A 19933-nucleotide genomic window follows, 5' to 3' on the forward strand; every position below is an offset into this window, starting at 1 on the left:
TGCGGCGCTCAGCTGACGCCGAGCCAGGAGCGGTCGGTCAGCACGAGAGGGCCGTCCTCGGTGATCGCGATCGTGTGCTCGGAGTGCGAGCCGCGGGAGCCGTCCGCGCTGCGGAGCGTCCACCCGTCCGGATCGGTGACCAGTTCGTCGGTGGTCTCCAGCAGCCACGGCTCCAGGGCGACGACCAGACCGGCCCGCAGCGGATAGCCGCGCTTGGGCTTGCCGTCATTGGGGATGTGCGGGTCCCCGTGCATGATGCGCCCCACCCCGTGACCGCCGAAGTCCGTGTTGATCGAGTACCCGCCTGCGTGTGCGACCTCTGCGATCGCGTGCGAGATGTCGCCGATCCGGTGCCCCACCGTCGCAGCCCGGATCGCGGCATCCAATGCGCGCTCGGTGGTCTCGATGATGGCCAGATCCTCGTCGCGCGGGGTGCCGACGACGAAGGAGACGGCGGAATCGGCGACCCAGCCGTCGACGGATGCGGCGAAGTCCAGTGAGACCAGATCCCCGTCCTGAATGGCGTAGTCGTGCGGCAGCCCGTGCAGCACCGCGTCGTTGACCGAGGTGCAGATGACCTTGCCGAACGGGCTCGCGCCGAACGAGGGGTGGTAGTCGATGTAGCACGACACCGCGCCGGCACGCCGGATCAGATCGTGTGCGCGGCGGTCGAGGGCCAGCAGGTTGGTGCCCACCTTCGTCTCGTCGCGCAGCGTCGCGAGCACCTCGGCCACGAACCGGCCGGCCGGTCGCATCGCCTCGATCTCGGCGGGCGTGCGCAATTCGATCATCGGCTTCCTTCCGTCGGAACCATTCTGTCAGCGCTGCGGCCCGGTCGCCCCGACATGCTGTGAGGATGCCTCGTTCTGCACGCTCGCACTCTCGCCGTGCGGATGACCGGCGTAGCATCGGCGTATGTGGGTTCGGCGCGCGTTCTACGGCTGGTTGATCCCGGCCGCGTTCCTTCTTCCCCTGTGGCTGCTGGTCGGCTGGGGCGTGTTCAACGCCGGGGGCTGGGCGTTCTTGTGGGTGCTCTTCCTGGCGATTCCGTCGGTGTTCGTGGGCCAGCTGCTGTTGACGCTCCTGGTTCGAGCACGCGGGACGGTGCGCGCCGAACGCGCGGTGTCGTGGTGGGACGTGCTGGGCTTCACTCTCTGGCACGGGCTGACGATCGCTCTGGGCTTTTTCAACCAGGCATGGTGGGCGCCGGTGATGGTCCTGACGATCGCCGTCGGACTGGCGCTGTTCTGGCTGGAGCTGGCGCAGCTGTGGCGTGAGGCGAAGCCGTCGAACATCCTGCTGCGCACGACCGAGGGCATCGGGTTCATCCCGGCACAGACGCCGCGGCCCGCGCCGTCCGAGCGCGACGTCATCGTGATCACCGAGAAGCCGCCGCCCGTCTGAGGGCCGTTTTGGCCGGCCGCGGCATCCGTGGCAGAATAGACCGTTGTGTCCTGACAGGTTCTGCCTCAGGGGGACCGGCCGTCCCGGCGTAGCTCGGAGGCCTCGGACACGCCTCATCCTTCCCACCAGTACCCGCGGTCGACCTGTGGCGGCCGCAGAGAGCAAAGTCATGCAGATCCTCGACTCCGTCGATGCAGCCTCGCTGCGATCCGACATTCCCGCCTTCGGCGCTGGCGACACCGTCCGGGTGCACGTCAACATCACCGAGGGCAACCGCTCTCGTGTGCAGGTCTTCCAGGGCGTCGTCATCGGCCGACAGGGCGACGGCGTGCGCGAGACCTTCACGGTCCGCAAGATCAGCTTCCAGGTCGGCGTGGAGCGCACGTTCCCCGTGCACAGCCCGGTCATCGATCACATCGAGATCGTGACCCGCGGCGACGTCCGCCGCGCGAAGCTGTACTACCTGCGCAACCTGCGCGGCAAGAAGGCCAAGATCAAGGAGAAGCGCGACAACTGACGCGCCGTTCCGCACAACGCCCTGGGCCGCGGCCCGGGGCGTTGTCGTTTTTTCCGGCGCTGGAAACGCCCCCACGTCGCTGCGCGTGCCGCGGAGTGTGCGACCCTTGATGCAGCGGCTCGCCGACGTGCGGCACGCCCGAAGAAGGACCCTTATGACCACCGAGCAGACGGCGGCCGCCACTCCGACGCCCACCTCCCGCGCCGCGCAGCCGCAGCCCCGCGACCGACGGCGAGGGTGGCTCTCGTTCCTGCGGGACGTGCTGATCATCGTGCTCGTGGCGGTGCTCGTCTCGTTCCTGGTCAAGACCTTCCTGGTCCGCTCGTTCTACATCCCCTCCGGCTCCATGGAATCCACGCTCATGGTGAACGACCGGATCCTCGTCGATGAGATCACTCCCCGTTTCGGCGGCTACGGACGCGGCGACATCGTCGTGTTCCGCGACCCCGGCGGCTGGCTGCCGCCGCGTGCGGAGACCGAGCGTTCGTTCCTGCTGGAGGGCGTGGACTGGACGCTCTCCCTGGTCGGCCTCGCCGCTCCGGACAGCGACGACCATCTGGTCAAGCGGATCATCGGCATGCCAGGGGACCACGTCGTGTGCTGCAACGCGATCGGACAGGTCACGGTCAACGGCGTCCCCATCGACGAGACCGACTACGTGCAGCGGCCCACCCCGGACAGTCCCGCCTCCGGCGAGCCGTTCGATGTGACCGTTCCGGAGAACCGGCTCTGGGTCCTCGGCGACAACCGCTACTCGTCCAAGGACTCGCGATACAACCAGGACCAGCCCGGCGAGGGCTTCGTCCCGGTCGAGAACGTGGTCGGCAGGGCCTTCTTGACGACCTGGCCGTTCGACCGGTTCGGGATGCTGGACTTCCACCGCGACGTGTTCGGGGGCGTCCCCGAGGCCTCGGACGAGCCGGTCGAAGACCCCACCGATGCCCCCACCGATGCCCCGCCCGAAGCTCCTGCCGAGAACCCGCTGCCGTGACATGAGCCCGGTCGAGCCCCGTCTGACCCTCGAGCGTCGTCTGCTGCGAGAGCACGCGATCGTGATCGCGTGCGACGAGGTGGGCCGCGGAGCGCTGGCCGGCCCGGTCGCCGTCGGAGCGGTGGTGATCGACGCGCCCCGCTCCCGGAAGCGGGTCCCGCAGGGACTTCGGGACTCGAAGCTCGTCCCCGAGCACCGGCGCCCGGAGGTGGCCGCGCGCGCGGCGACCTGGGTGGCGGCCAGCGCGGTGGGCTGGGCGAGCTCCGTCGAGATCGACGAGATCGGCATCATCCGCGCGCTGGGCCTGGCCACGATGAGAGCCCTTGCCGACCTGCGCGTTCACGGTGTCGTGCCGGAAGAGGCGATCGTCGTCCTGGACGGCAACCACGACTACATCACACCGGCCGGCGGCACCGGGTTGAACATCCGCCCGGTGATCAAGGCCGATCGCGACTGCGCGAGTGCGGCGGCGGCATCCGTCATCGCCAAGGTGGCGCGCGACGCGCTGATGACGGAGCTGCACGACGAGCTGCCGGCCTACAGCTGGGCGCGCAACAAGGGGTACGCCAGTCCCGAGCACCGCTCGGCGATCAGGGAGCACGGCATCAGCCACCACCACCGCGCCTCATGGGCGCTGCTGGAGGAGCCGACACTGTTCTGAGGGCGTGCCTCACGTGTCCAGCGAAAGCTCCTCGGGCAGGTGGAAGTCGCGCCGGGAGAGCTCCTCGACGTTGACGTCCTTGAACGTGAGCACCCGAACCGACTTCACGAACCGATCGGCGCGGTAGATGTCCCAGACCCAGACGTCGGTCATGGTGATCTCGAAGTAGAAGTCGTGCTCCGTGTCGCGGCGCACCACATTGACCTCGTTGGCGAGGTAGAACCGGCGCTCGGTCTCGATCACGTACTGGAACTGCGAAACGACGTCCCGGTACTCGCGATACAGAGCGAGCTCCAGTTCGCGGTCATAGTCTTCGAAGACTTCGTCATCCATGGTGCTTCCCATCCTAGAGTCGAGGCGGCTCGATGCGGGCGCAGGTGGCGGTCGGTCGGCTCTCGGATTCGCTCCGCTCCTCCTCCCCAGGCCGCTCCCGCGGGACGTTGTCCCGCACCGAGCCTCACCGAGGTCTGGCCGGTCGGCGCCCGCGTCACGCTGGGTACATGGCAGCAAAGGATGTTCTGGGGCGTGCCGGCGAGGCACGCGCAGCGCAGTACCTGGAGACGTGCGGCTACACCGTGCTGGAGCGCAACTGGCGGAGCGCGGACGGCGAGATCGACCTGGTCGTCGCGCGTCCGGGCGAACTGGTCGTCGTGGAGGTGAAGACCCGCAGCGGCGACGGCTACGGGCATCCGTTCGAGGCGGTCGACGGCCGCAAGCAGCATCGCCTCTGGCGGCTCGCGGTGGCGTGGATCGCCGCCCATCCGGATCACGCGCAGGGGCGGCGGCTGCGCCTGGATGCGATCGCCGTCACCGGATCCGATCCGTGGACCGGCAGGCTCGAGCATCTGCAGGACCTCCGGTGACGACTGCCCGCACCTGGGCGGTCGCCTTGACCGGACTCGACGGAGCACTGGTCGAGGTGGAGGCGGACCTGTCCAATCAGACACCGGACTTCCGCATCATCGGCCTGCCGGATAAGGCGCTCGGCGAAGCGGTGCGGCGCGTGCACAACGCCAGCGCGAACTGCGGACTCGCCCTGCCGCGCCGGCGTCTGACCGTCAACCTGTCGCCGGCGAGTCTGCCCAAACACGGGTCCGCCTTCGACGTGGCGATCGCGATCGCCTCGCTCGCCACCGAAGAACGCATGGATGCCGCCTCCGTTGCGCGCACCGTGCACATCGGCGAGCTGGGGCTGGACGGACGCCTCCGACCTGTTCCGGGGGTGCTGCCCGCCGTGCTGACCGCCGCCCGCGAGGGCATCCGGCGCGTGGTCGTGCCGCACGCGAACGCGCCGGAAGCCTCGCTCGTGGACGGCATCGAAGTCATCGGCGCCGTCTCCCTCGCCGACGTGGCACGCTGGCACGGCGCCGAGGTCGAAGACCGTCAGCTCGAGCCGGTCCCCGCCCCAGTCGCCGTAGGCGAGCCGCGCCGTGCAGCGGAGCTTGCCGAGGTCATCGGTCAGCGTGAGGCGGTCGAAGCGCTGATCGCGGCCGCGGCCGGCGGCCATCACATGCTGATGAGCGGTCCGCCCGGGGCGGGCAAGACGATGCTGGCCAGCCGGCTCCCCGGCATCCTCCCCCCGCTCGATGACGCGGCGGCGCTCGAAGCGGCCGCGATCCGGTCGCTGTCCGGCGACGTCGTGGGAACCCTCGTGCGGCGCCCCCCTTTCGAGGCGCCGCACCACAGTGCGAGCATCGCCGCGCTGGTGGGGGGCGGGTCGCGGGTGGTGCGGCCTGGCGCGATCGCGCGCGCCACCCATGGGGTGCTGTTCTTGGACGAGGCGGGCGAATTCGCCCCCAGCGCACTCGACGCGCTGCGCCAGCCGCTGGAGACCGGGACCATAACGATCCATCGCGCCGGGATCGCGGCATCCTTCCCCGCGTCCTTCCAGCTGATCCTCGCCACCAACCCGTGTCCCTGCGGGAACCACGGTGTGCGCGGGGCGAACTGCGTATGTGCCCCGATGGCCGTTCGCCGCTACCTGGGCAGGCTCTCCGGACCGCTGCTGGACCGGGTCGACATCGAGCTCGCGCTGACGCGCGTCTCGGTCGCGCACACGATCGCCCCCGCAGCCGACACCGTGACGACGGATGCCGCGGCCGCCCGTGTCGCCGAGGCGCGCGCCCGCGCCGCACACCGGCTGCGCGAGACCTCATGGCGCGTGAACGCGCGCGTGTCCGGTCCGTGGCTGCGCGACGGGCCGCTCGCGCTGGCTCCCGCGGTCCGGCGCCCGCTCGATGCGGCCTTGTCGCGCGGCTCGCTGACGCTGCGCGGCTACGACCGCGTGCTCCGCGTGGCCTGGACCCTCGCTGACCTGGCCGGCCGGCCCAGGCCGACGGTCCAGGACATCGGCCAGGCCCTGTTCATGAAGAAAGGCATCACGACATGATCGACTTCCTGCCCTCGCCGGCGGTGGCGAGGACGCTGCTGACCGGGCTGGTGGCGGGCGAACCGGACGATGAGGCGGCACGTCGGCTCTTCGCGCTGCACGCGTGGAGCTGCCTCGTCGAGCCGGGGGACGGCGTTGCGGGCAGGGTGGTCGCCGCCCTCGGCCCGGAAGCGGCGCTGGCCGCGGTGTCGTCCGAGAGTCCTCCGCACACCGTCCTCGAGACCACCGACCTCACCGCGGCCCAATGGCAGCGGGCGCGTGACAGGTGGCGGCCGCGTCTGGTCGCCCGGGAGGTGCGAAACGCGCTGGAGATCGCCCGCCACTCCGAGCTCGCGATGCTCGTCCCCGGAGATCGGCACTGGCCGGCGGCCCTGACGGACCTCGGCCAGCACGCACCGTTCCTGCTGTGGGTGCGGGGCGACCCCGGCGCCCTGGTCCACCTGACTCCGTCGGTGGCGCTGGTGGGTGCCCGAGCCGCGAGCGGGTACGGCGAGCACGTGGCGGCGGAGCTGTCCGCCGACCTCGCCGGCCGCGGTGTGACGGTCGTGTCCGGCGCGGCGTACGGGATCGACGGCGCTGCGCACCGGGCGGCGCTGGCTGCCGGCGGCCGCACAGTCGCACTGCTGGCCGGTGGCGCAGATCAGCCGTACCCCCGCGGGCATTCGGAGTTGATCCGGCAGATCGCCCAGTCGGGTGCCGTGCTCAGCGAAGTGCCGTGCGGGTCACCGCCGACCAAATGGCGGTTTCTGCAGCGGAACCGCCTGATCGCCGCACTGGCGGGTGCGACCGTCGTCGTCGAAGCGGGCTGGCGGAGCGGCTCGCTGAACACCGCGGCACACGCCGCCGCGCTCGGGCGTCCGCTCGGCGCCGTCCCCGGACCGGTCACGAGCGCGTCCTCGGCGGGCTGTCACCGGGTGCTTCGCGAGTTCGACGGACGATGCGTGACGAACGCCGCTGAGATCATCGAACTGCTCGGCGACCTGGAGCCGACGCTGTTCGATCTCCCGTCCCCGTCCGGCGGTGGTGGGCGCACCGACGACCGGACGCGGATCACCGACGCCATGAGCTTCCGGACGTGGCGGGAGACCACCGAGATCGCGCGTCGTTCCGGGCTCGCGCCGGCAGAGGTCACCGCTATCCTCGGGCTGCTGTCGCTGGAGGGCGCCGTCGTCAACGGCAACGGCGGGTGGCGGCGGACCCGTCCGGTTGCGCAGACCGGCTGAGTCCCGTGCGTCGTCGGGCGACCGTCGCCCGGCGAGGGCATGCTGGTGGCATGGAATTGGACACGGCGGCGGACGGGTACGCGGATCACCTTGCCCGCGTGCGTCGGCTTTCGCCCGCGACCGTTCGGGCGTACCGCGCGGATCTGCGGGATCTGTCCGGCACCGTGCCCGGCGTCGACCTCGCCGCCGTCGACCTGGAGTCGCTGCGGGAGTGGCTGTGGAAGGCGACGCAGCGCGGGGATGCGCGCTCCACGCTGGCGCGCCGCACCGCGGCGGCGCGCGGATTCTTCGGATGGGCGACCGAAGAGGGACTGATCGCGTCCGACCCGAGCCTGCGACTGGTCGCACCCAAGCGCGGACGCACCCTGCCGCGGGTCGCGACCGCCGACGGCGTGCGGGGCATGCTCGACGAACTCGCCGAGCGGGCGGCCCACGGCGTGCCCACCCAGCTGCGAGATCACGCGATGCTCGAGGTGCTGTACGGATCGGCGCTGCGCGTGTCGGAGCTGACCGGACTCGATGTCGACGACGTGGACCTGGAGCGGGCGACCGTGCGCGTGCTCGGGAAAGGCGCCAAGGAGCGGGTGGTCCCGTTCGGGGTGCCTGCGCGCAGGGCCGTGGAGGCCTACCTCGCCCGCGCACGCCCGGCGCTGGTGAACGCCGGCCGTGCAGCGGAGGCGGGGCCGGCGCTGTTCCGGGGCGTCCGCGGCGGACGGATCACGCCCCGTGCCGTCTACGACGTCGTCGCCCGCGAACTCGGCCGCGTCCTGGGGACCTCGACGGTCGGCCCCCACGCGCTGCGGCACTCCGCTGCCACTCATCTGCTGGACGGCGGCGCGGATCTGCGGGCGGTGCAGGAGATGCTCGGCCATGCCAGCCTCGGCACCACCCAGATCTACACGCACGTGTCCTCGGAACGGCTCGCCGCCACCTATCGCCTCGCGCATCCGCGTGCCTGAGCCTGGCGGGCAGCGAGCGGATGCGCCGCCGTCAGGCGCAGCAGGGGAGCAGTACCGCACGCGGCACCCCGCCCAGCAGCAGCAGCGGATTGATGTACTCGCCATCCAGCCTGACCCCGAAGTGCAGGGTACCCGGCGACGCGTGACCGCCCGCCGCGAGCATCGCCACCTCCTCGCCCCCGCGCACCGACGTACCGGGTGCGAGCGTCGACTCCACCGGCTCCAGGGTCGTCACCAGGCCCGCGCCGTGATCGATGGTCAGGATGCCGCGCCCGGCGACCGCGCCGGAGAACGCGACCACGCCGTCGGCCGGTGCGCGCACCACCCCGCCGCTCGCCGGATCCAGATCGATCCCACGGTGACCGGGAGCGTATTCGTGCGCGGGAGCGACGAACGGCCGCACCAGCCGGAACCGCTCTGACGGCCACACCCAGCCCAGCCCGGACAGATCCGCGGCGGGTGCGACCGGGGTCACCGCCGCATCCGCGGCCGGCGTGCTCACGACGACGGTCGCCGACAGGATCAGCGCCGCGCCGATTCCCCACGCCACGGTCGCTCGACCGGGGCCGCGAGCACCGGATGGGCGAGCGGGAGCCATTCATCCAGAGTGACGACCTGGGCGCGCTCGTGTGCCGGGGTGGGCGGGAAGGGGGGAGAGGGGCTGTTCCGACGCGGCTGGGGAGGAGGCCTGCCTGGTACACTGGACGGACACCTCGTTTGTCGGGGTGAATACGCGTGCCCACAGCGCGGCCGCGAACGCAAGTTCGTGGGAGCGCGGCAACCATTCCCACCGGTCTCATGGCGCGGCTCTCGACAGAGGGTCCGCGCAGGAGCGGGAGTGTGCCGGGCACCAGGCGCGCCGACCAGTCCGGTCCGGCGGAACACACAACCGCAAGCGGCGCTTTCCCCGCGTCGAGAACAGGAGAACGGCTATGGCCGTCGTAACAATCCGCCAGCTGCTGGACAGCGGCGTTCACTTCGGACACCAGACCCGCCGGTGGAACCCGAAAGTCAAGCGCTTCATCCTCACCGAGCGCAGCGGCATCCACATCATCGATCTGCAGCAGTCGCTGACCTACATCGACAAGGCCTACGAGTTCGTCAAGGAGACCGTCGCCCACGGCGGCACGGTCCTCTTCGTCGGAACCAAGAAGCAGGCCCAGGAGATCATCGCCGAGCAGGCGACCCGCGTCGGCCAGCCCTACGTGAACCAGCGCTGGCTCGGTGGCCTCCTCACCAACTTCCAGACGGTCTCCAAGCGTCTCGCGCGCATGAAGGAGCTCGAGGAGCTGGACTACGACAACCCTGCTGACAGCGGCTTCACCAAGAAGGAGCTGCTGCTGAAGAAGCGCGAGCTCACCAAGCTGCACAAGTCGCTCGGCGGCATCCGGAACATGTCCAAGACGCCGTCGGCCATCTGGGTCGTCGACGCCAAGCGCGAGCACCTCGCAGTCAACGAGGCCACGAAGCTCGGCATCCCGATCATCGGCATCCTGGACACGAACGCGGACCCGGACGAGCTCCAGTACCCGATCCCCGGCAACGACGACGCGATCCGCTCGGTGGGCCTGCTCACGCGCATCATCGCCGACGCCGCCGCCGAGGGTCTCATCCAGCGTCACCAGCCCTCCGACACCGCTGAGGCGGCCGAGCCGCTCACCGACTGGGAGCGCGAGCTGCTCGAGCAGGGCACGCCTGAGCAGTCCTCGGCCGAGACCGAGAAGGTTGCCGACGTCGCACTGGCCGAAGCCGAGGCATCCGAGCTGGTCGCCGACGAGCAGGCAGCCGTGATCGAGGCGACCACCGAGTCCGCCGATGACGTCGCCGGTGCCGAGGCTCACGACGAGGCCATCGCCGCCGCCGCAGGTGAGCCGGTCGCCGAGGTCGCCGAAGCCGAAGCCGAAGCCGCCAAGTAGGCGCTGACCCGTCAGCACTGCGCTGCAGGCCGGCGGTGAGCACACGCTCGCCCCGGTCTGCAGCACTCTCGGCGGACCTCGTTCGCACGGCCCGCCCACGCACTCACACGAACTCATCACAATCAAGGAGCCACTACCCATGGCAAACTTCACGATCGCCGACATCAAGGCGCTGCGCGAGCAGCTCGGGACCGGCATGGTCGACACCAAGAAGGCGCTCGAAGAGGCCGACGGCGACGTCGAGAAGGCCGTCGAGATCCTGCGTCTGAAGGGCGCGAAGGGCAACGCCAAGCGTGCGGACCGGTCCACCAGCGAAGGCCTCGTGGTCGCTCGCGAGCAGGACGGCAAGGTCACCCTCGTCGAACTGGCGTGCGAGACCGACTTCGTCGCCAAGAACGAGCGCTTCATCTCGCTCGCGGACAAGGTGGCGGATGCCGCGGCCGCTGTCGGCGCCGACTCCGTCGAGGCTGCTCTGGCAGCCCCCGCCGGCAACCAGACCGTCGAGCAGCTCATCGCCGACGAGGCCGCCATCATCGGCGAGAAGGTCGAACTCCGACGCGTCCGCACCCTCTCCGGCGACAAGTTCGAGGTGTACCTGCACAAGACCAGCAAGGACCTGCCCCCGCAGGTCGGTGTGGTGCTGGCGTACACCGGCGATGACGCCGAGACGGCTCGCAGCATCGCGCAGCACATCTCCTTCGCCAACCCGTCCTACCTTTCCCGCGACGAGGTCCCCGCGGCCGATGTCGAGAAGGAGCGTGAGATCGTCACCGAGATCTCCCGCAACGAGGGCAAGCCGGAGGCCGCCCTCCCGAAGATCGTCGAGGGCCGCGTGAACGCGTTCTTCAAGCAGGTCTCGCTCCTGGACCAGGACTACGCGAAGGACAACAAGCAGTCCGTCGCGCAGGTGGCCAAGGACGCCGGACTGACCCTGACGGGCTTCGCCCGCTTCAAGGTCGGGGCTTAGCACCGTGAAGAGGCCCGCATCACATCGATGCGGGCCTTTTTCATGCCGTGAGCGCGTCAGCGCCGCGGTGCCCGGTAGATGTGCAGCGACAGATGGTTGCAGGCGATGAGAGGATGACACGTGATCGATGAAGCGACCGGAACCCGGCGGGTCCTGCTGAAGCTCTCCGGCGAGGCATTCGGAGGCGGACAGCTGGGGGTGAACCCGGATGTCGTCAGTCAGATGGCCCGCGAGATCGCCGCCGCGGTGGACCGCGTGGAGATCGCCGTCGTCGTCGGCGGCGGGAACTTCTTCCGCGGCGCGGAACTGAGCCAACGCGGCATGGACCGCGGCCGCGCCGACTACATGGGCATGCTCGGGACGGTCATGAACGCGCTCGCGCTGCAGGACTTCCTCGAGCAGGCCGGTGCGGCCACCCGCGTGCAGTCCGCGATCTCGATGACCCAGGTCGCCGAGCCGTACATCCCGCGCCGGGCTGAGCGGCACATGGAGAAGGGCCGCGTGGTCATCTTCGGCGCCGGCGCCGGACTCCCGTATTTCTCCACGGACACCGTCGCCGCCCAGCGCGCCCTCGAGATCGGCGCATCCGAAGTGCTGGTCGCCAAGAACGGCGTGGACGGCGTCTACACCGCGGACCCGAACAAGGACCCGGACGCGACCCTGATCCAGCGCATCACGTACATGGACGCCCTGCAGCGCGGGCTCAAGGTGGTCGACTCGACCGCCTTCAGCCTGTGCATGGACAACCGCATGGACATGCGGGTCTTCGGCATGGAGCCGGCCGGCAACGTCACCCGGGCGCTGCTGGGCGAGCCGATCGGCACGCTCGTCACGGCGTGACCTGATCGCCGCCACTAGACTTAGCCCTCAGATCTACCGATAGGAGTCACTGTGATCGCCGACGTCTTGGCCGAGGCCGGCACGCGCATGGATCGCGCCGTTGAAGGTGCGAAGGAAGACTTCGCGACGATCCGGACCGGTCGTGCGAACCCGCAGCTGTTCCAGAAGATCCCCGTGGACTACTACGGAACGCCGACGCCGCTGGCTCAGCTCGCCTCCCTGAACAACCCCGAGGCGCGCACCATCCTGGTCACGCCGTACGACAAGTCCGCGCTCAAGGCGATCGAACAGGCCATCCGCGACACCCCGAACATCGGCGCCAACCCGACCAACGACGGCAACATCATCCGCGTCACGCTGCCGGAGCTGACCGAGGAGCGCCGCCGCGAGTTCGTCAAGATCGTGCGCGCGAAGGGCGAGGACGCCAAGGTGCACGTCCGCGGCATCCGGCGCAAGTCCAAGGATGACCTGGACGCGCTCAAGAGCGACATCGGCGAGGACGAGCTCGCGCGCGCCGAGAAGGAACTCGACGCGCTCACGCGCGCCCACGTCGACGCGATCGACGACGCGCTCAAGCGCAAAGAGACCGAGCTCCTCGAGATCTGAGTCCACCATGACCGACGCATCCCGCGAGCAGCCGGGTGACGAGCCGCCCACGGACGCGCCGCTGACCAGGCGGGAGGCCGCCCGCCAGCACCGCAGGTCCTCGCCCGGCGCCGTCAGCCCGGCGTTATCGCACGTGCGCGCGGCCCGTACCGAGTTCGAAAGTCAGGTTGCGCAGGCCCGCGCGGAGTTCGAGGAAGCTAACGAGCGGATCAAGCAGCGCACCGGCCGGGATCTCATCCTCGCAATCCTGATCGGCCTGGCGATCGGCGCGGCCCTGATCGCTTCGCTGATCTTCCTCAAGTGGGTCTTCGTGCTCTTCGCACTCGGGGCGGGACTGCTGGGCATGTTCGAGTTCGGCCGCGCCCTGATCGGGGCGGGGCGCAGAGTCGACCTGATCCCGCAGCTGGTGATCGGGACGCTGCTGATCCTCTCCGGCTATTTCGTGGACCTGTGGGTGCACTGGATAGCGGCGTTCGTCGCGGTCGCACTGGTGATCGTCTGGCGGCTGCTGGCCCAGATGTTCGCAAGGGACGGACGCACCTACGGCGCTGTTCTCAGCGATGTCCTCATCGCCGGGTTCCTGCAGTTGTACGTCGCGTTCCTGACCAGCCTGTGTCTCATCCTGCTCCGCCAAGAAGGCGGGGAGTGGTGGGTGCTGGCCTTCATCATCATCGCCGTCGCCTCCGACACCGGCGCGTACGCCGCGGGAATCGCGTTCGGCAAGCATCCGATGGCTCCCCGGATCAGTCCGAAGAAGACCTGGGAGGGCTTCGTGGGTGCCGCGCTGGCGGCCCTGATCGCCGGTGTCCTGCTGTCACTGTTCATGCTCGGGCTGCCGTGGTGGACCGGCCTGGTGATCGGCGCAGTGATCCTGGGGACCGCGACCGCCGGTGACCTCGGCGAATCCATGATCAAGCGCGATCTCGGTATCAAAGACATGAGCTCATGGCTTCCCGGTCACGGCGGCGTCTTGGACCGGCTGGATTCGATCCTGCCCTCGGCGGTCGGCGCCCTCGCGTTGTTCTACCTGCTCTCTCCGCTGGCGGCGTGATGACCACGTCCGAGACCGCGACGATCACATTCGCCGAGACCCACGGGTCGGTGAAGGGATATGAGAAGCGCGCCGTGGACGCGTTTCTCCTGCGCGCTCGGAACGCATTCGAGAGATACGGCGACGAGGCGGACCAGATGACCTCGGCGGACGTGCGGCGGGTCGCATTCCCGATCGTTCGGCACGGCTACGTGATCTCCGCGGTGGACGCCGCGCTCGGTCGGATCGAAGACGCGTTCGCGGCACGGGAGCGCGAGGCGGCGGTGGCCGACGGCGGCGTGCACGCATGGGTCGGACAGACCCGCGAAACCGCCCAGGTGGTGCTGGATCGCCTCTCGCGTCCGAAGGGGCGACGGTTCGATCGGGTCGGCGGCCTCCGCTACGGATATCGCATCGACGAGGTGGATCTGGTCGCCGACAAGCTCGCCCGCTATCTGGAAACCGGTGAGGCGCTGTCGGTGGAGCAGGTCCGCGGCGTGGCGTTCCGGATGCAGCGCGGGGGATATCGCGAAGCCCAGGTCGACGCCGTTCTGGATGCCGTGATCGAAGTCATCCTCGCCGTCGCGTGATGTCGCAAAAGCAACCCCGGATGGCACGCCCGCGCTCTGCTGGGTAGACTCGGGACACTGTGACTTCCGGCAACGAGATGATTCCCGCCCGAGGAATGCCCCGTCAGGATGCGGCGACCCTCGACACGGCGGCGGTAGCAGTGGCCTCCCACCGGCGGAGCCCCACCACTCCGCGCTGGTCGCGCCGCCGCGGCGTCGCCGGCGTGTTCGCCGCGTTCGCCGTCATCGGGTTCGCGGCCGCGTACATCGGACCCACCGGCGTCGCGCTCACCGAGGCGCGCGCGCAGGAGCCCATACCCGTCACGCTCTACTCCAGCACGCTGGATGACGCGCAGCGGCTGCTGCTCGCACGCGAGGCCGGCGAGCAGGCCGCGGCTGATCTGGACCGTGCCGGCTACACCGTGTACGTCACCCCCAAGCCGACGCCGACACCGGAGCCGGTCGTCGCCGCGAACGACGACGCGGAGGAGTCCTCCTCGTCGGGGTGGCGACCGCCGTTCGTCACACCGGATCCCGGTACCGCGCAGGGCATCGCCTACGAGATGGTGCTGGCGCGCGGATGGGGCGACGACCAGTTCGCCTGCCTCGTCGCACTGTGGAACCGCGAATCCGGCTGGCGGGTCAACGCGTACAACTCCGGCAGCGGCGCCTATGGCATCCCGCAGGCCCTCCCCGGCAACAAGATGGCCAGCGCGGGCGCGGACTGGGAGACCAACCCGGCCACGCAGATCTCGTGGGGCCTCGGCTACATCGGCGGTCGCTACGGATCGCCGTGCGGTGCGTGGGACCACTCCGAGCGCGTCGGCTGGTACTGACCGCCATGCCGCGGCCAAACCGTCGGCGCCCCGAGGACGACGGCGACGACGCCCTGGAGCGACTGATCACCGGCTGGAAGCGCACCGAGGTGCGACGGGGCGTGGAATGGACGGTGCAGCCGGTCACGGCCGCGCAGGCGGCGAAGAGCTATGTCTGCCCCGGCTGCGGTCGCTCGGTCCTCGGCGGCGTCGCCCACCTGGTGGTCTGGCGCGCTGACGGCGTGCTCGGCGATCAGGCCGATCTCGCCGGTCGCAGACACTGGCACACGCATTGCTGGAGGATCGCCTGACATGGACATCCGCGGACCCGTGCTCCTGCCTGCCCGGCGGGAGGACATCGAACTGCACACCCTGGACGACCTGACCCTGGTCGGGGAGCTGGCCGTCCCGGCGGATCGGGAACCGGTCGCCACCCTGGTGACCCTGCATCCGCTGCCCACAGCCGGTGGGTTCATGGACTCGCACATCCTCCGCAAGGCGGCGGCCCGTCTTCCCGCTCTGGCCGACCTCGCCGTCCTGCGATTCAACACGCGGGGGACCACGTCGCCGCGCGGCACCAGCGAGGGCGCGTTCGACGGCGGTCGCGCGGAGGCGTTCGACCTGGCTGCCGCGATGGATTTCGTGCGCACGCGCCGGCTGCCGCGCCCCTGGCTGGTGGGCTGGTCGTTCGGCACGGAGGTGGCGCTGAAGTACGGACTGGACCACGACATCGAGGGAGTGATCCTCCTCTCGCCGCCGCTGCACAGGACGACGCCCGAAGAGGTCGCAGCCTGGGCGGGCGGTTCTCGTCGCGTCGTCGTGGTCGTCCCCGAGCTGGACGACTATCTGCGCCCCGACGAGGCCGCGGAGAAGTTCGCGTCCCTTCCGGATGCGGTGCTCATCCCGGTCGAGGGCGGCAAGCACCTGTGGGTGGGGGAGAGCCAGACCCGACGGGTCCTCACCGAGATCGTGGCGGCCGTCAACCCGGACGCTTTGCCGCTCGCCACCGAATGGGACGGACCGCTCAGCCAGTGACAGGCGAGTGCGGCAGTCTTCTCAGCGCTCGTTCTGGCGCGGGATCACGACCTGCCGGTAGATGATCAGGATGCTGGCGGCGACCGGAATCGCGATCAGCGCTCCCAGCAGACCCAGCAGCGACCCGCCCGCGAGGGCGGCGATCACCACGACCGCGCCGGGGACCGACACCGCTCGGTTCATGACCCGCGGCGAGATGACGTACGCCTCGATCTGCATGTAGATCAGGTAATAGATCGCCGCGATCAGCGCCGTCGTCGGGGAGCCGAGGCCGAGGCACGTCAGAACGATGATCACCGAGCCGGTCAGTGTGCCCACCAGCGGGATCAGCGAGAAGAAGAAGGCCACGACGGCCAGCACCGCCGGGAAGGGGGCCCCGATGATGGAGAGGAGGATCGCGCTGAGCACGCCGTTGATGACGCCCATGGTGACCTGACCCATGACGAAGTAGCCGACGGATTTCGTGATCTGCTCGGCGATGTCGATGAACCGCGCGCGCTTGGATGCCGGCACGAGTTGGTAGACGGCGGCTTTCAGGTTGGGAGTGGATGCCGTGAAGTAGATGGTCAGGATCAGGACGATGAACGCTCCGGCCAGGCCGGCGAGCACGCCGGCGCCGACCGCCAGAACGCCTTCGCCGATCGACGCATAGTCGAGGTTCTCGATCCAGTCCTGGACGAAGACGAAGACCTCTTCGACATCGAGATTCGGGAAGACTCCGCCCAGCCATTCCTTGATGTCATCGAGGGTCGTCCCGCGCTCCACGAGTCGCGTGATCGCCGCGATCAGCTGGCTGACCTGGCTGGTGATGATGGGCACCAGCATCAGCACGATCCCGGCGAAGGCAGCCAGGACCGCCAGGATCGTGATGAGAACCGCCGCCCAGCGCCGCAGCTTGCGCCGCTCGAGGAAGGAGATCGCAGGCTCCAGACCGAGGCTCAGGAACAGCGCCGTGCCGACGTACAGCAGGATGGTCGACAGGGTCTGGATGCTCCCGATCAGGACCATCCCGAGTCCGACGCCCAGAGTCGCCACGAACGCGACGCGGAACGGGTTGTGCACCTTCATGTGGCGATCCAGCCTCTCTCGACGGGCCGTCGACCCTGTCACGTCAGGATAAGCACACGAGGGCGCTCATGCGGGGATTGGCGCCTCCCGGAGGACTTTCAGGTCGTTGTCGCTAGTCTGGAATGTCGAGTAGGTGGCCCGCTGCTCAGTCTTGCGGGCCCGGAAAGGTGTTCTGTGCGTTTCGTGTGGGCCGTAGCGGCGTTCGTCCTGGCTGCCGTGATGATCGGGGCAGGCATCGCCCAACGCACCGTCTTCCAAGGTCCCAAGACGGAAACGGCCGCCATCTCGGTCTCCGAGGATGCGCCGTACCTCCTGATCGACGGCGACGTGCTGAATATGGTGCCCGGTGCGCAGACGCTGCGCGCGCAGGGCGACGGCGAGATCTTCGCGGCGTACGGCCGCACCGCGGACATGAAGGCCTGGCTGGCCGACACGACCTACAACCAGGTCTCCCTCGACAAGAACGGCGAGATCGTCACGAAGGCGATCGAACCGACCGCGGTCGAGGACGAGACGGCTGCCGCTGCCGAGGCCGGGGCGACCGAGCCGGCGGCCCCGGCCCGCAGCCCGGTCGGATCGGACCTCTGGCTGGACGAGTTCCAGCAAGAGGATCTCCTGATCGCACCGCTGCAGCTTCCCGAGGAGATGAGCGTGCTCGTCGCCGCGGACGGCATCGAGGCCGCGCCATCGGAAGTGACCGTCTCATGGCCGATCGCCAGCGCCACCCCGCTGGCCGGTCCGCTCATCGTCGCCGGCGGCATCCTGATGGTGATCGGCGTGTTCCTCTACATCCTCGGGATCCGTCACGCCCGCCGTTCGCGCGGCCCTCGCCGCAAGGGCCTCCCGCTCGCCGCCACCCAGCCCATCGACCTTGCCGTCGAGGGGGCGGACAAGGGCGTCATCAGCGCCACCCCGACCCGCCGCTCCGTGACATCCGGCCGGCGCGCGTTCACGGTCATCCCGGCCGTCGCGGTCTCGGCGCTCCTGTTCGCCGGATGCTCGGCGGAGTCCTGGCCGCAGCTGGCCGGCAGCCCCACGCCGACGCCCACGGCGACCGTCATCGTGCCCGAGGGCCAGCAGGCACCTGCAGTCACCGAAGCGCAGGCCGAGCGGATCATCGCCCGGATCGCCGCGACCGCAGCCGACGCCGACGCGGCCCTGGACCCCACGCTTGCGGCGACGCGGTTGACCGGCGCCGTCTTGGCCGAGCGCACCACCAACTACACGCTGCGCGCCGCGATCGCCGACTACAAGGCGCCGACGGCGATCCCGGTGAAGCCTCTCGAAATCGTCCTCCCGCAGGCCTACGACGGGTGGCCGCGTTCGGTGATGGCCGTCGTGAACAGCGAGGCTGATAAGACGGCGAGCATCATGCTGATGACCCAGGCGGATGCGTGGGCGCCGTACAAGCTGACCTACTTGTCCAGCCTCGAAGCGGCCACGCAGATGCCCGACCTCGCCCCGGCGTACGTGGGCGCCGCCCAGGTGCCGCCGGACTCCTCGTTCCTGGTGATGCCGCCGGATCAGCTCGCCGCCGCCTACGCGGACATCATCAACAACGGCGAGGCCAGCGAGTTCTACGACCAGTTCGAAGCTGAGGGCGACCAGTTCCGCGTGAGCATCGCCGCCGACCGGGACCAGCGCCTTGCGGAGTTCAACACCACAGCGGCATCCACCGGGAGCCTCTCCTTCGAGTCCATGCCCGGCACCCACCCGCCGCTCGCGTTGGCCACACTCGAAAGCGGCGCTATCGTGGCCATCAACATGAACGAGGTCGACACCGTCCAGCCGACGAACGCCGACGCGGTCATCAAGCTGGACAGCAACCCGACGGTCAAGACGCTGGCCGGCGCGGAGCAGTCCGCAACCGGCTTCTCCACGACGTTCAGCGACCAGCTGTTCTTCTACGTACCGGGTCAGGGGTCTTCGGAGAAGATCCGCCTGCTCGGGTACGGATCCGAAATCCTCGATGCAAAGGTGATCAGTTGACGGACGTAACCCCCGGTGCCGCGTTGCGCGGCGCCGTCGACCTGTCTGCACTCCGCAACCGGCCCGCTCCCGCTCCGGCCGGCACGGAGCCTGCCGCTGCGGCGACCGGCTCGCTGGTGATGGACGTCACGGACGAGACGTTCCCGGAGGTTCTCGAGCTGTCCCGCACCGTCCCGGTCGTCATCGACCTGTGGGCCGAGTGGTGCGGTCCCTGCAAGCAGCTCAGCCCCATCCTGGAGCGCGTCGTCACCGAACTGGGCGGCCGCCTCGTCCTGGCCAAGGTCGACGTGGACGCCAATCCGCAGCTCGCCCAGGCGTTCCGCGCTCAGTCGATCCCGCTGGTGGTCGCCCTGGTCGCCGGTCAGCCTGTCCCGCTGTTCACCGGAGCCGTGCCGGAGCAGCAGGTCCGTGAGGTCTTCGCGCAGCTGCTGCAGCTGGCCGCCCAGAACGGCGTCACCGGGACGCTCGATGTCGACCCGGCCGAAGCCGATGGGGACGAGGACGCCGCAGCCGTCGAGCCTCCGCTGCCGCCATTGCACGCCGAAGCGTTCGACGCCATCGAAGCGGGCGACTACGACCGTGCGATCGCGGCCTACGAGAAGGCCCTCACCGAGAATCCCCGCGACGATGACGCGCGTGCCGGCCTCGGACAGGTGAAGCTCCTCAGCCGCGTGCAGGGCCTGGACCTGCAGACGGCACGTGCCGCTGCGGCCGCGGCGCCGACCGACGTGGACGCGCAGTTCGCCGTGGCCGACCTGGATGTCGCCGGCGGCCACGTCGAGGACGCGTTCGAGCGTCTGCTGGATCTGTTCGCCGCGTTGGCGCCGGACGAGCGCACGCCCGTGCGCGAGCGGCTGCTCGAGCTGTTCGCGCTGACCGGCGACGCCGACCCGCGTGTGATCCGCGCCCGCGGCCGCCTCGCCTCACTGCTGTTCTAGCCGGCGGCGACGCGCC

At 69.7% G+C, this 19933-nt stretch carries 23 protein-coding genes; 19 read left to right on the forward strand and 4 right to left on the reverse strand.

Annotated elements, in window-relative coordinates:
* Positions 1-8 precede the first annotated feature (8 nt).
* Positions 9-791, reverse strand: a complete 783-nt coding sequence (gene map / locus NQ152_RS09160) for a type I methionyl aminopeptidase (RefSeq protein ID WP_257523751.1) — start codon at positions 789-791, stop codon at positions 9-11.
* Positions 792-915: 124 nt separating this feature from the next.
* On the opposite strand from map, the gene NQ152_RS09165 reads away from it, so the two are divergent.
* The 4 genes from NQ152_RS09165 to NQ152_RS09180 all read left to right on the forward strand — a co-directional run bounded on the left by NQ152_RS09165 (position 916) and on the right by NQ152_RS09180 (position 3573).
* Positions 916-1404, forward strand: a complete 489-nt coding sequence (locus NQ152_RS09165; protein ID WP_257502058.1) for an MFS transporter permease — start codon at positions 916-918, stop codon at positions 1402-1404.
* A gap of 169 nt (positions 1405-1573) precedes the next feature.
* Positions 1574-1921: a 50S ribosomal protein L19 gene (gene rplS, locus NQ152_RS09170; protein WP_257502059.1), complete on the forward strand. Its 348-nt coding sequence runs from the start codon at positions 1574-1576 to the stop codon at positions 1919-1921.
* 154 nt (positions 1922-2075) lie between these two features.
* A complete protein-coding gene (gene lepB / locus NQ152_RS09175) occupies positions 2076-2912 on the forward strand; it encodes a signal peptidase I (protein ID WP_257523752.1) in 837 nt (278 codons plus the stop codon).
* Between the two features lies 1 nt (position 2913).
* Complete coding sequence (locus tag NQ152_RS09180; protein ID WP_257523753.1) at positions 2914-3573, forward strand: ribonuclease HII; 660 nt, start codon at positions 2914-2916, stop codon at positions 3571-3573.
* 9 nt (positions 3574-3582) lie between these two features.
* Here the strand turns inward: NQ152_RS09180 and NQ152_RS09185 are convergent, their stop codons facing one another.
* Positions 3583-3906, reverse strand: a complete 324-nt coding sequence (locus NQ152_RS09185) for a DUF2469 domain-containing protein (protein ID WP_257502062.1) — start codon at positions 3904-3906, stop codon at positions 3583-3585.
* 167 nt (positions 3907-4073) lie between these two features.
* On the opposite strand from NQ152_RS09185, the gene NQ152_RS09190 reads away from it, so the two are divergent.
* From NQ152_RS09190 to NQ152_RS09205, 4 genes are read left to right on the forward strand one after another with little or no spacing between them, the layout of a single operon-like run.
* The gene (locus NQ152_RS09190) at positions 4074-4436 is read left to right on the forward strand and encodes a YraN family protein (protein ID WP_257502063.1); all 363 of its coding nucleotides are present in this window, start codon (positions 4074-4076) and stop codon (positions 4434-4436) included.
* Positions 4433-5962 (forward strand): YifB family Mg chelatase-like AAA ATPase, encoded by a 1530-nt coding sequence (locus NQ152_RS09195; protein ID WP_257523754.1) that lies wholly within the window; start codon positions 4433-4435, stop codon positions 5960-5962. Before NQ152_RS09190 ends, NQ152_RS09195 begins: the two co-directional genes overlap by 4 nt.
* Entirely contained in the window at positions 5959-7185 is a 1227-nt protein-coding gene (gene dprA, locus NQ152_RS09200; RefSeq protein ID WP_257523755.1) for a DNA-processing protein DprA, read from the forward strand. Before NQ152_RS09195 ends, dprA begins: the two co-directional genes overlap by 4 nt.
* A gap of 50 nt (positions 7186-7235) precedes the next feature.
* On the forward strand, positions 7236-8144 hold the full coding sequence (locus tag NQ152_RS09205; RefSeq protein WP_257523756.1) for a tyrosine recombinase XerC: 909 nt from the start codon (positions 7236-7238) through the stop codon (positions 8142-8144).
* 31 nt (positions 8145-8175) lie between these two features.
* Here NQ152_RS09205 and NQ152_RS09210 read toward each other — a convergent pair whose 3' ends face one another.
* A complete protein-coding gene (locus NQ152_RS09210; protein ID WP_257523757.1) occupies positions 8176-8742 on the reverse strand; it encodes a murein hydrolase activator EnvC in 567 nt (188 codons plus the stop codon).
* 334 nt (positions 8743-9076) lie between these two features.
* Between NQ152_RS09210 and rpsB the strand changes: the two genes are divergently transcribed.
* The 9 genes from rpsB to NQ152_RS09255 all read left to right on the forward strand — a co-directional run bounded on the left by rpsB (position 9077) and on the right by NQ152_RS09255 (position 15922).
* A complete protein-coding gene (gene rpsB / locus NQ152_RS09215; RefSeq protein ID WP_257523758.1) occupies positions 9077-10060 on the forward strand; it encodes a 30S ribosomal protein S2 in 984 nt (327 codons plus the stop codon).
* Between the two features lie 139 nt (positions 10061-10199).
* Positions 10200-11027: a translation elongation factor Ts gene (gene tsf, locus NQ152_RS09220; protein ID WP_257502069.1), complete on the forward strand. Its 828-nt coding sequence runs from the start codon at positions 10200-10202 to the stop codon at positions 11025-11027.
* Between the two features lie 120 nt (positions 11028-11147).
* Positions 11148-11867 carry a UMP kinase gene (pyrH, locus tag NQ152_RS09225; RefSeq protein ID WP_257502070.1) on the forward strand — a complete coding sequence of 240 codons (720 nt, stop codon included), beginning with the start codon at positions 11148-11150 and terminating at the stop codon, positions 11865-11867.
* Between the two features lie 51 nt (positions 11868-11918).
* The gene (gene frr / locus NQ152_RS09230) at positions 11919-12473 is read left to right on the forward strand and encodes a ribosome recycling factor (RefSeq protein ID WP_257523759.1); all 555 of its coding nucleotides are present in this window, start codon (positions 11919-11921) and stop codon (positions 12471-12473) included.
* Positions 12474-12480: 7 nt separating this feature from the next.
* Positions 12481-13524, forward strand: coding sequence for a phosphatidate cytidylyltransferase (locus NQ152_RS09235; RefSeq protein WP_257523760.1), 1044 nt, complete (start codon positions 12481-12483; stop codon positions 13522-13524).
* Complete coding sequence (locus NQ152_RS09240; protein ID WP_257523885.1) at positions 13524-14093, forward strand: DivIVA domain-containing protein; 570 nt, start codon at positions 13524-13526, stop codon at positions 14091-14093. Before NQ152_RS09235 ends, NQ152_RS09240 begins: the two co-directional genes overlap by 1 nt.
* Positions 14094-14152: 59 nt before the next feature.
* Complete coding sequence (locus tag NQ152_RS09245) at positions 14153-14908, forward strand: lytic transglycosylase domain-containing protein (RefSeq protein ID WP_257523761.1); 756 nt, start codon at positions 14153-14155, stop codon at positions 14906-14908.
* A gap of 5 nt (positions 14909-14913) precedes the next feature.
* Positions 14914-15198 carry a hypothetical protein gene (locus tag NQ152_RS09250; RefSeq protein ID WP_257502076.1) on the forward strand — a complete coding sequence of 95 codons (285 nt, stop codon included), beginning with the start codon at positions 14914-14916 and terminating at the stop codon, positions 15196-15198.
* A gap of 1 nt (position 15199) precedes the next feature.
* Complete coding sequence (locus NQ152_RS09255) at positions 15200-15922, forward strand: alpha/beta hydrolase (protein ID WP_257502077.1); 723 nt, start codon at positions 15200-15202, stop codon at positions 15920-15922.
* 21 nt (positions 15923-15943) lie between these two features.
* On the opposite strand, the gene NQ152_RS09260 is transcribed toward NQ152_RS09255, so the two are convergent.
* Positions 15944-16990 (reverse strand): AI-2E family transporter, encoded by a 1047-nt coding sequence (locus NQ152_RS09260; protein WP_257523762.1) that lies wholly within the window; start codon positions 16988-16990, stop codon positions 15944-15946.
* A gap of 174 nt (positions 16991-17164) precedes the next feature.
* On the opposite strand from NQ152_RS09260, the gene NQ152_RS09265 reads away from it, so the two are divergent.
* Both NQ152_RS09265 and NQ152_RS09270 read left to right on the forward strand, forming a co-directional pair.
* Positions 17165-18979 carry a glycosyl transferase gene (locus NQ152_RS09265; RefSeq protein WP_257523763.1) on the forward strand — a complete coding sequence of 605 codons (1815 nt, stop codon included), beginning with the start codon at positions 17165-17167 and terminating at the stop codon, positions 18977-18979.
* Positions 18976-19917 carry a tetratricopeptide repeat protein gene (locus NQ152_RS09270; RefSeq protein WP_257523764.1) on the forward strand — a complete coding sequence of 314 codons (942 nt, stop codon included), beginning with the start codon at positions 18976-18978 and terminating at the stop codon, positions 19915-19917. The genes NQ152_RS09265 and NQ152_RS09270 overlap by 4 nt, the downstream gene beginning before the upstream one ends.
* Positions 19918-19933 lie beyond the last annotated feature (16 nt).

This window comes from Microbacterium sp. zg.B48, assembly GCF_024623505.1.
GTDB lineage: Bacteria > Actinomycetota > Actinomycetes > Actinomycetales > Microbacteriaceae > Microbacterium.

Bases quoted from the DNA above. Each gene is read 5' to 3' on its own strand.
- map (WP_257523751.1), bottom strand. From the start codon at position 791: ATGATCGAATTGCGCACGCCCGCCGAGATCGAGGCGATGCGACCGGCC.
- NQ152_RS09165 (WP_257502058.1), top strand. From the start codon at position 916: ATGTGGGTTCGGCGCGCGTTCTACGGCTGGTTGATCCCGGCCGCGTTC.
- rplS (WP_257502059.1), top strand. From the start codon at position 1,574: ATGCAGATCCTCGACTCCGTCGATGCAGCCTCGCTGCGATCCGACATT.
- lepB (WP_257523752.1), top strand. From the start codon at position 2,076: ATGACCACCGAGCAGACGGCGGCCGCCACTCCGACGCCCACCTCCCGC.
- NQ152_RS09180 (WP_257523753.1), top strand. From the start codon at position 2,914: ATGAGCCCGGTCGAGCCCCGTCTGACCCTCGAGCGTCGTCTGCTGCGA.
- NQ152_RS09185 (WP_257502062.1), bottom strand. From the start codon at position 3,906: ATGGATGACGAAGTCTTCGAAGACTATGACCGCGAACTGGAGCTCGCT.
- NQ152_RS09190 (WP_257502063.1), top strand. From the start codon at position 4,074: ATGGCAGCAAAGGATGTTCTGGGGCGTGCCGGCGAGGCACGCGCAGCG.
- dprA (WP_257523755.1), top strand. From the start codon at position 5,959: ATGATCGACTTCCTGCCCTCGCCGGCGGTGGCGAGGACGCTGCTGACC.
- NQ152_RS09205 (WP_257523756.1), top strand. From the start codon at position 7,236: ATGGAATTGGACACGGCGGCGGACGGGTACGCGGATCACCTTGCCCGC.
- NQ152_RS09210 (WP_257523757.1), bottom strand. From the start codon at position 8,742: ATGGCTCCCGCTCGCCCATCCGGTGCTCGCGGCCCCGGTCGAGCGACC.
- rpsB (WP_257523758.1), top strand. From the start codon at position 9,077: ATGGCCGTCGTAACAATCCGCCAGCTGCTGGACAGCGGCGTTCACTTC.
- tsf (WP_257502069.1), top strand. From the start codon at position 10,200: ATGGCAAACTTCACGATCGCCGACATCAAGGCGCTGCGCGAGCAGCTC.
- NQ152_RS09235 (WP_257523760.1), top strand. From the start codon at position 12,481: ATGACCGACGCATCCCGCGAGCAGCCGGGTGACGAGCCGCCCACGGAC.
- NQ152_RS09240 (WP_257523885.1), top strand. From the start codon at position 13,524: ATGACCACGTCCGAGACCGCGACGATCACATTCGCCGAGACCCACGGG.
- NQ152_RS09250 (WP_257502076.1), top strand. From the start codon at position 14,914: ATGCCGCGGCCAAACCGTCGGCGCCCCGAGGACGACGGCGACGACGCC.
- NQ152_RS09255 (WP_257502077.1), top strand. From the start codon at position 15,200: ATGGACATCCGCGGACCCGTGCTCCTGCCTGCCCGGCGGGAGGACATC.
- NQ152_RS09260 (WP_257523762.1), bottom strand. From the start codon at position 16,990: ATGAAGGTGCACAACCCGTTCCGCGTCGCGTTCGTGGCGACTCTGGGC.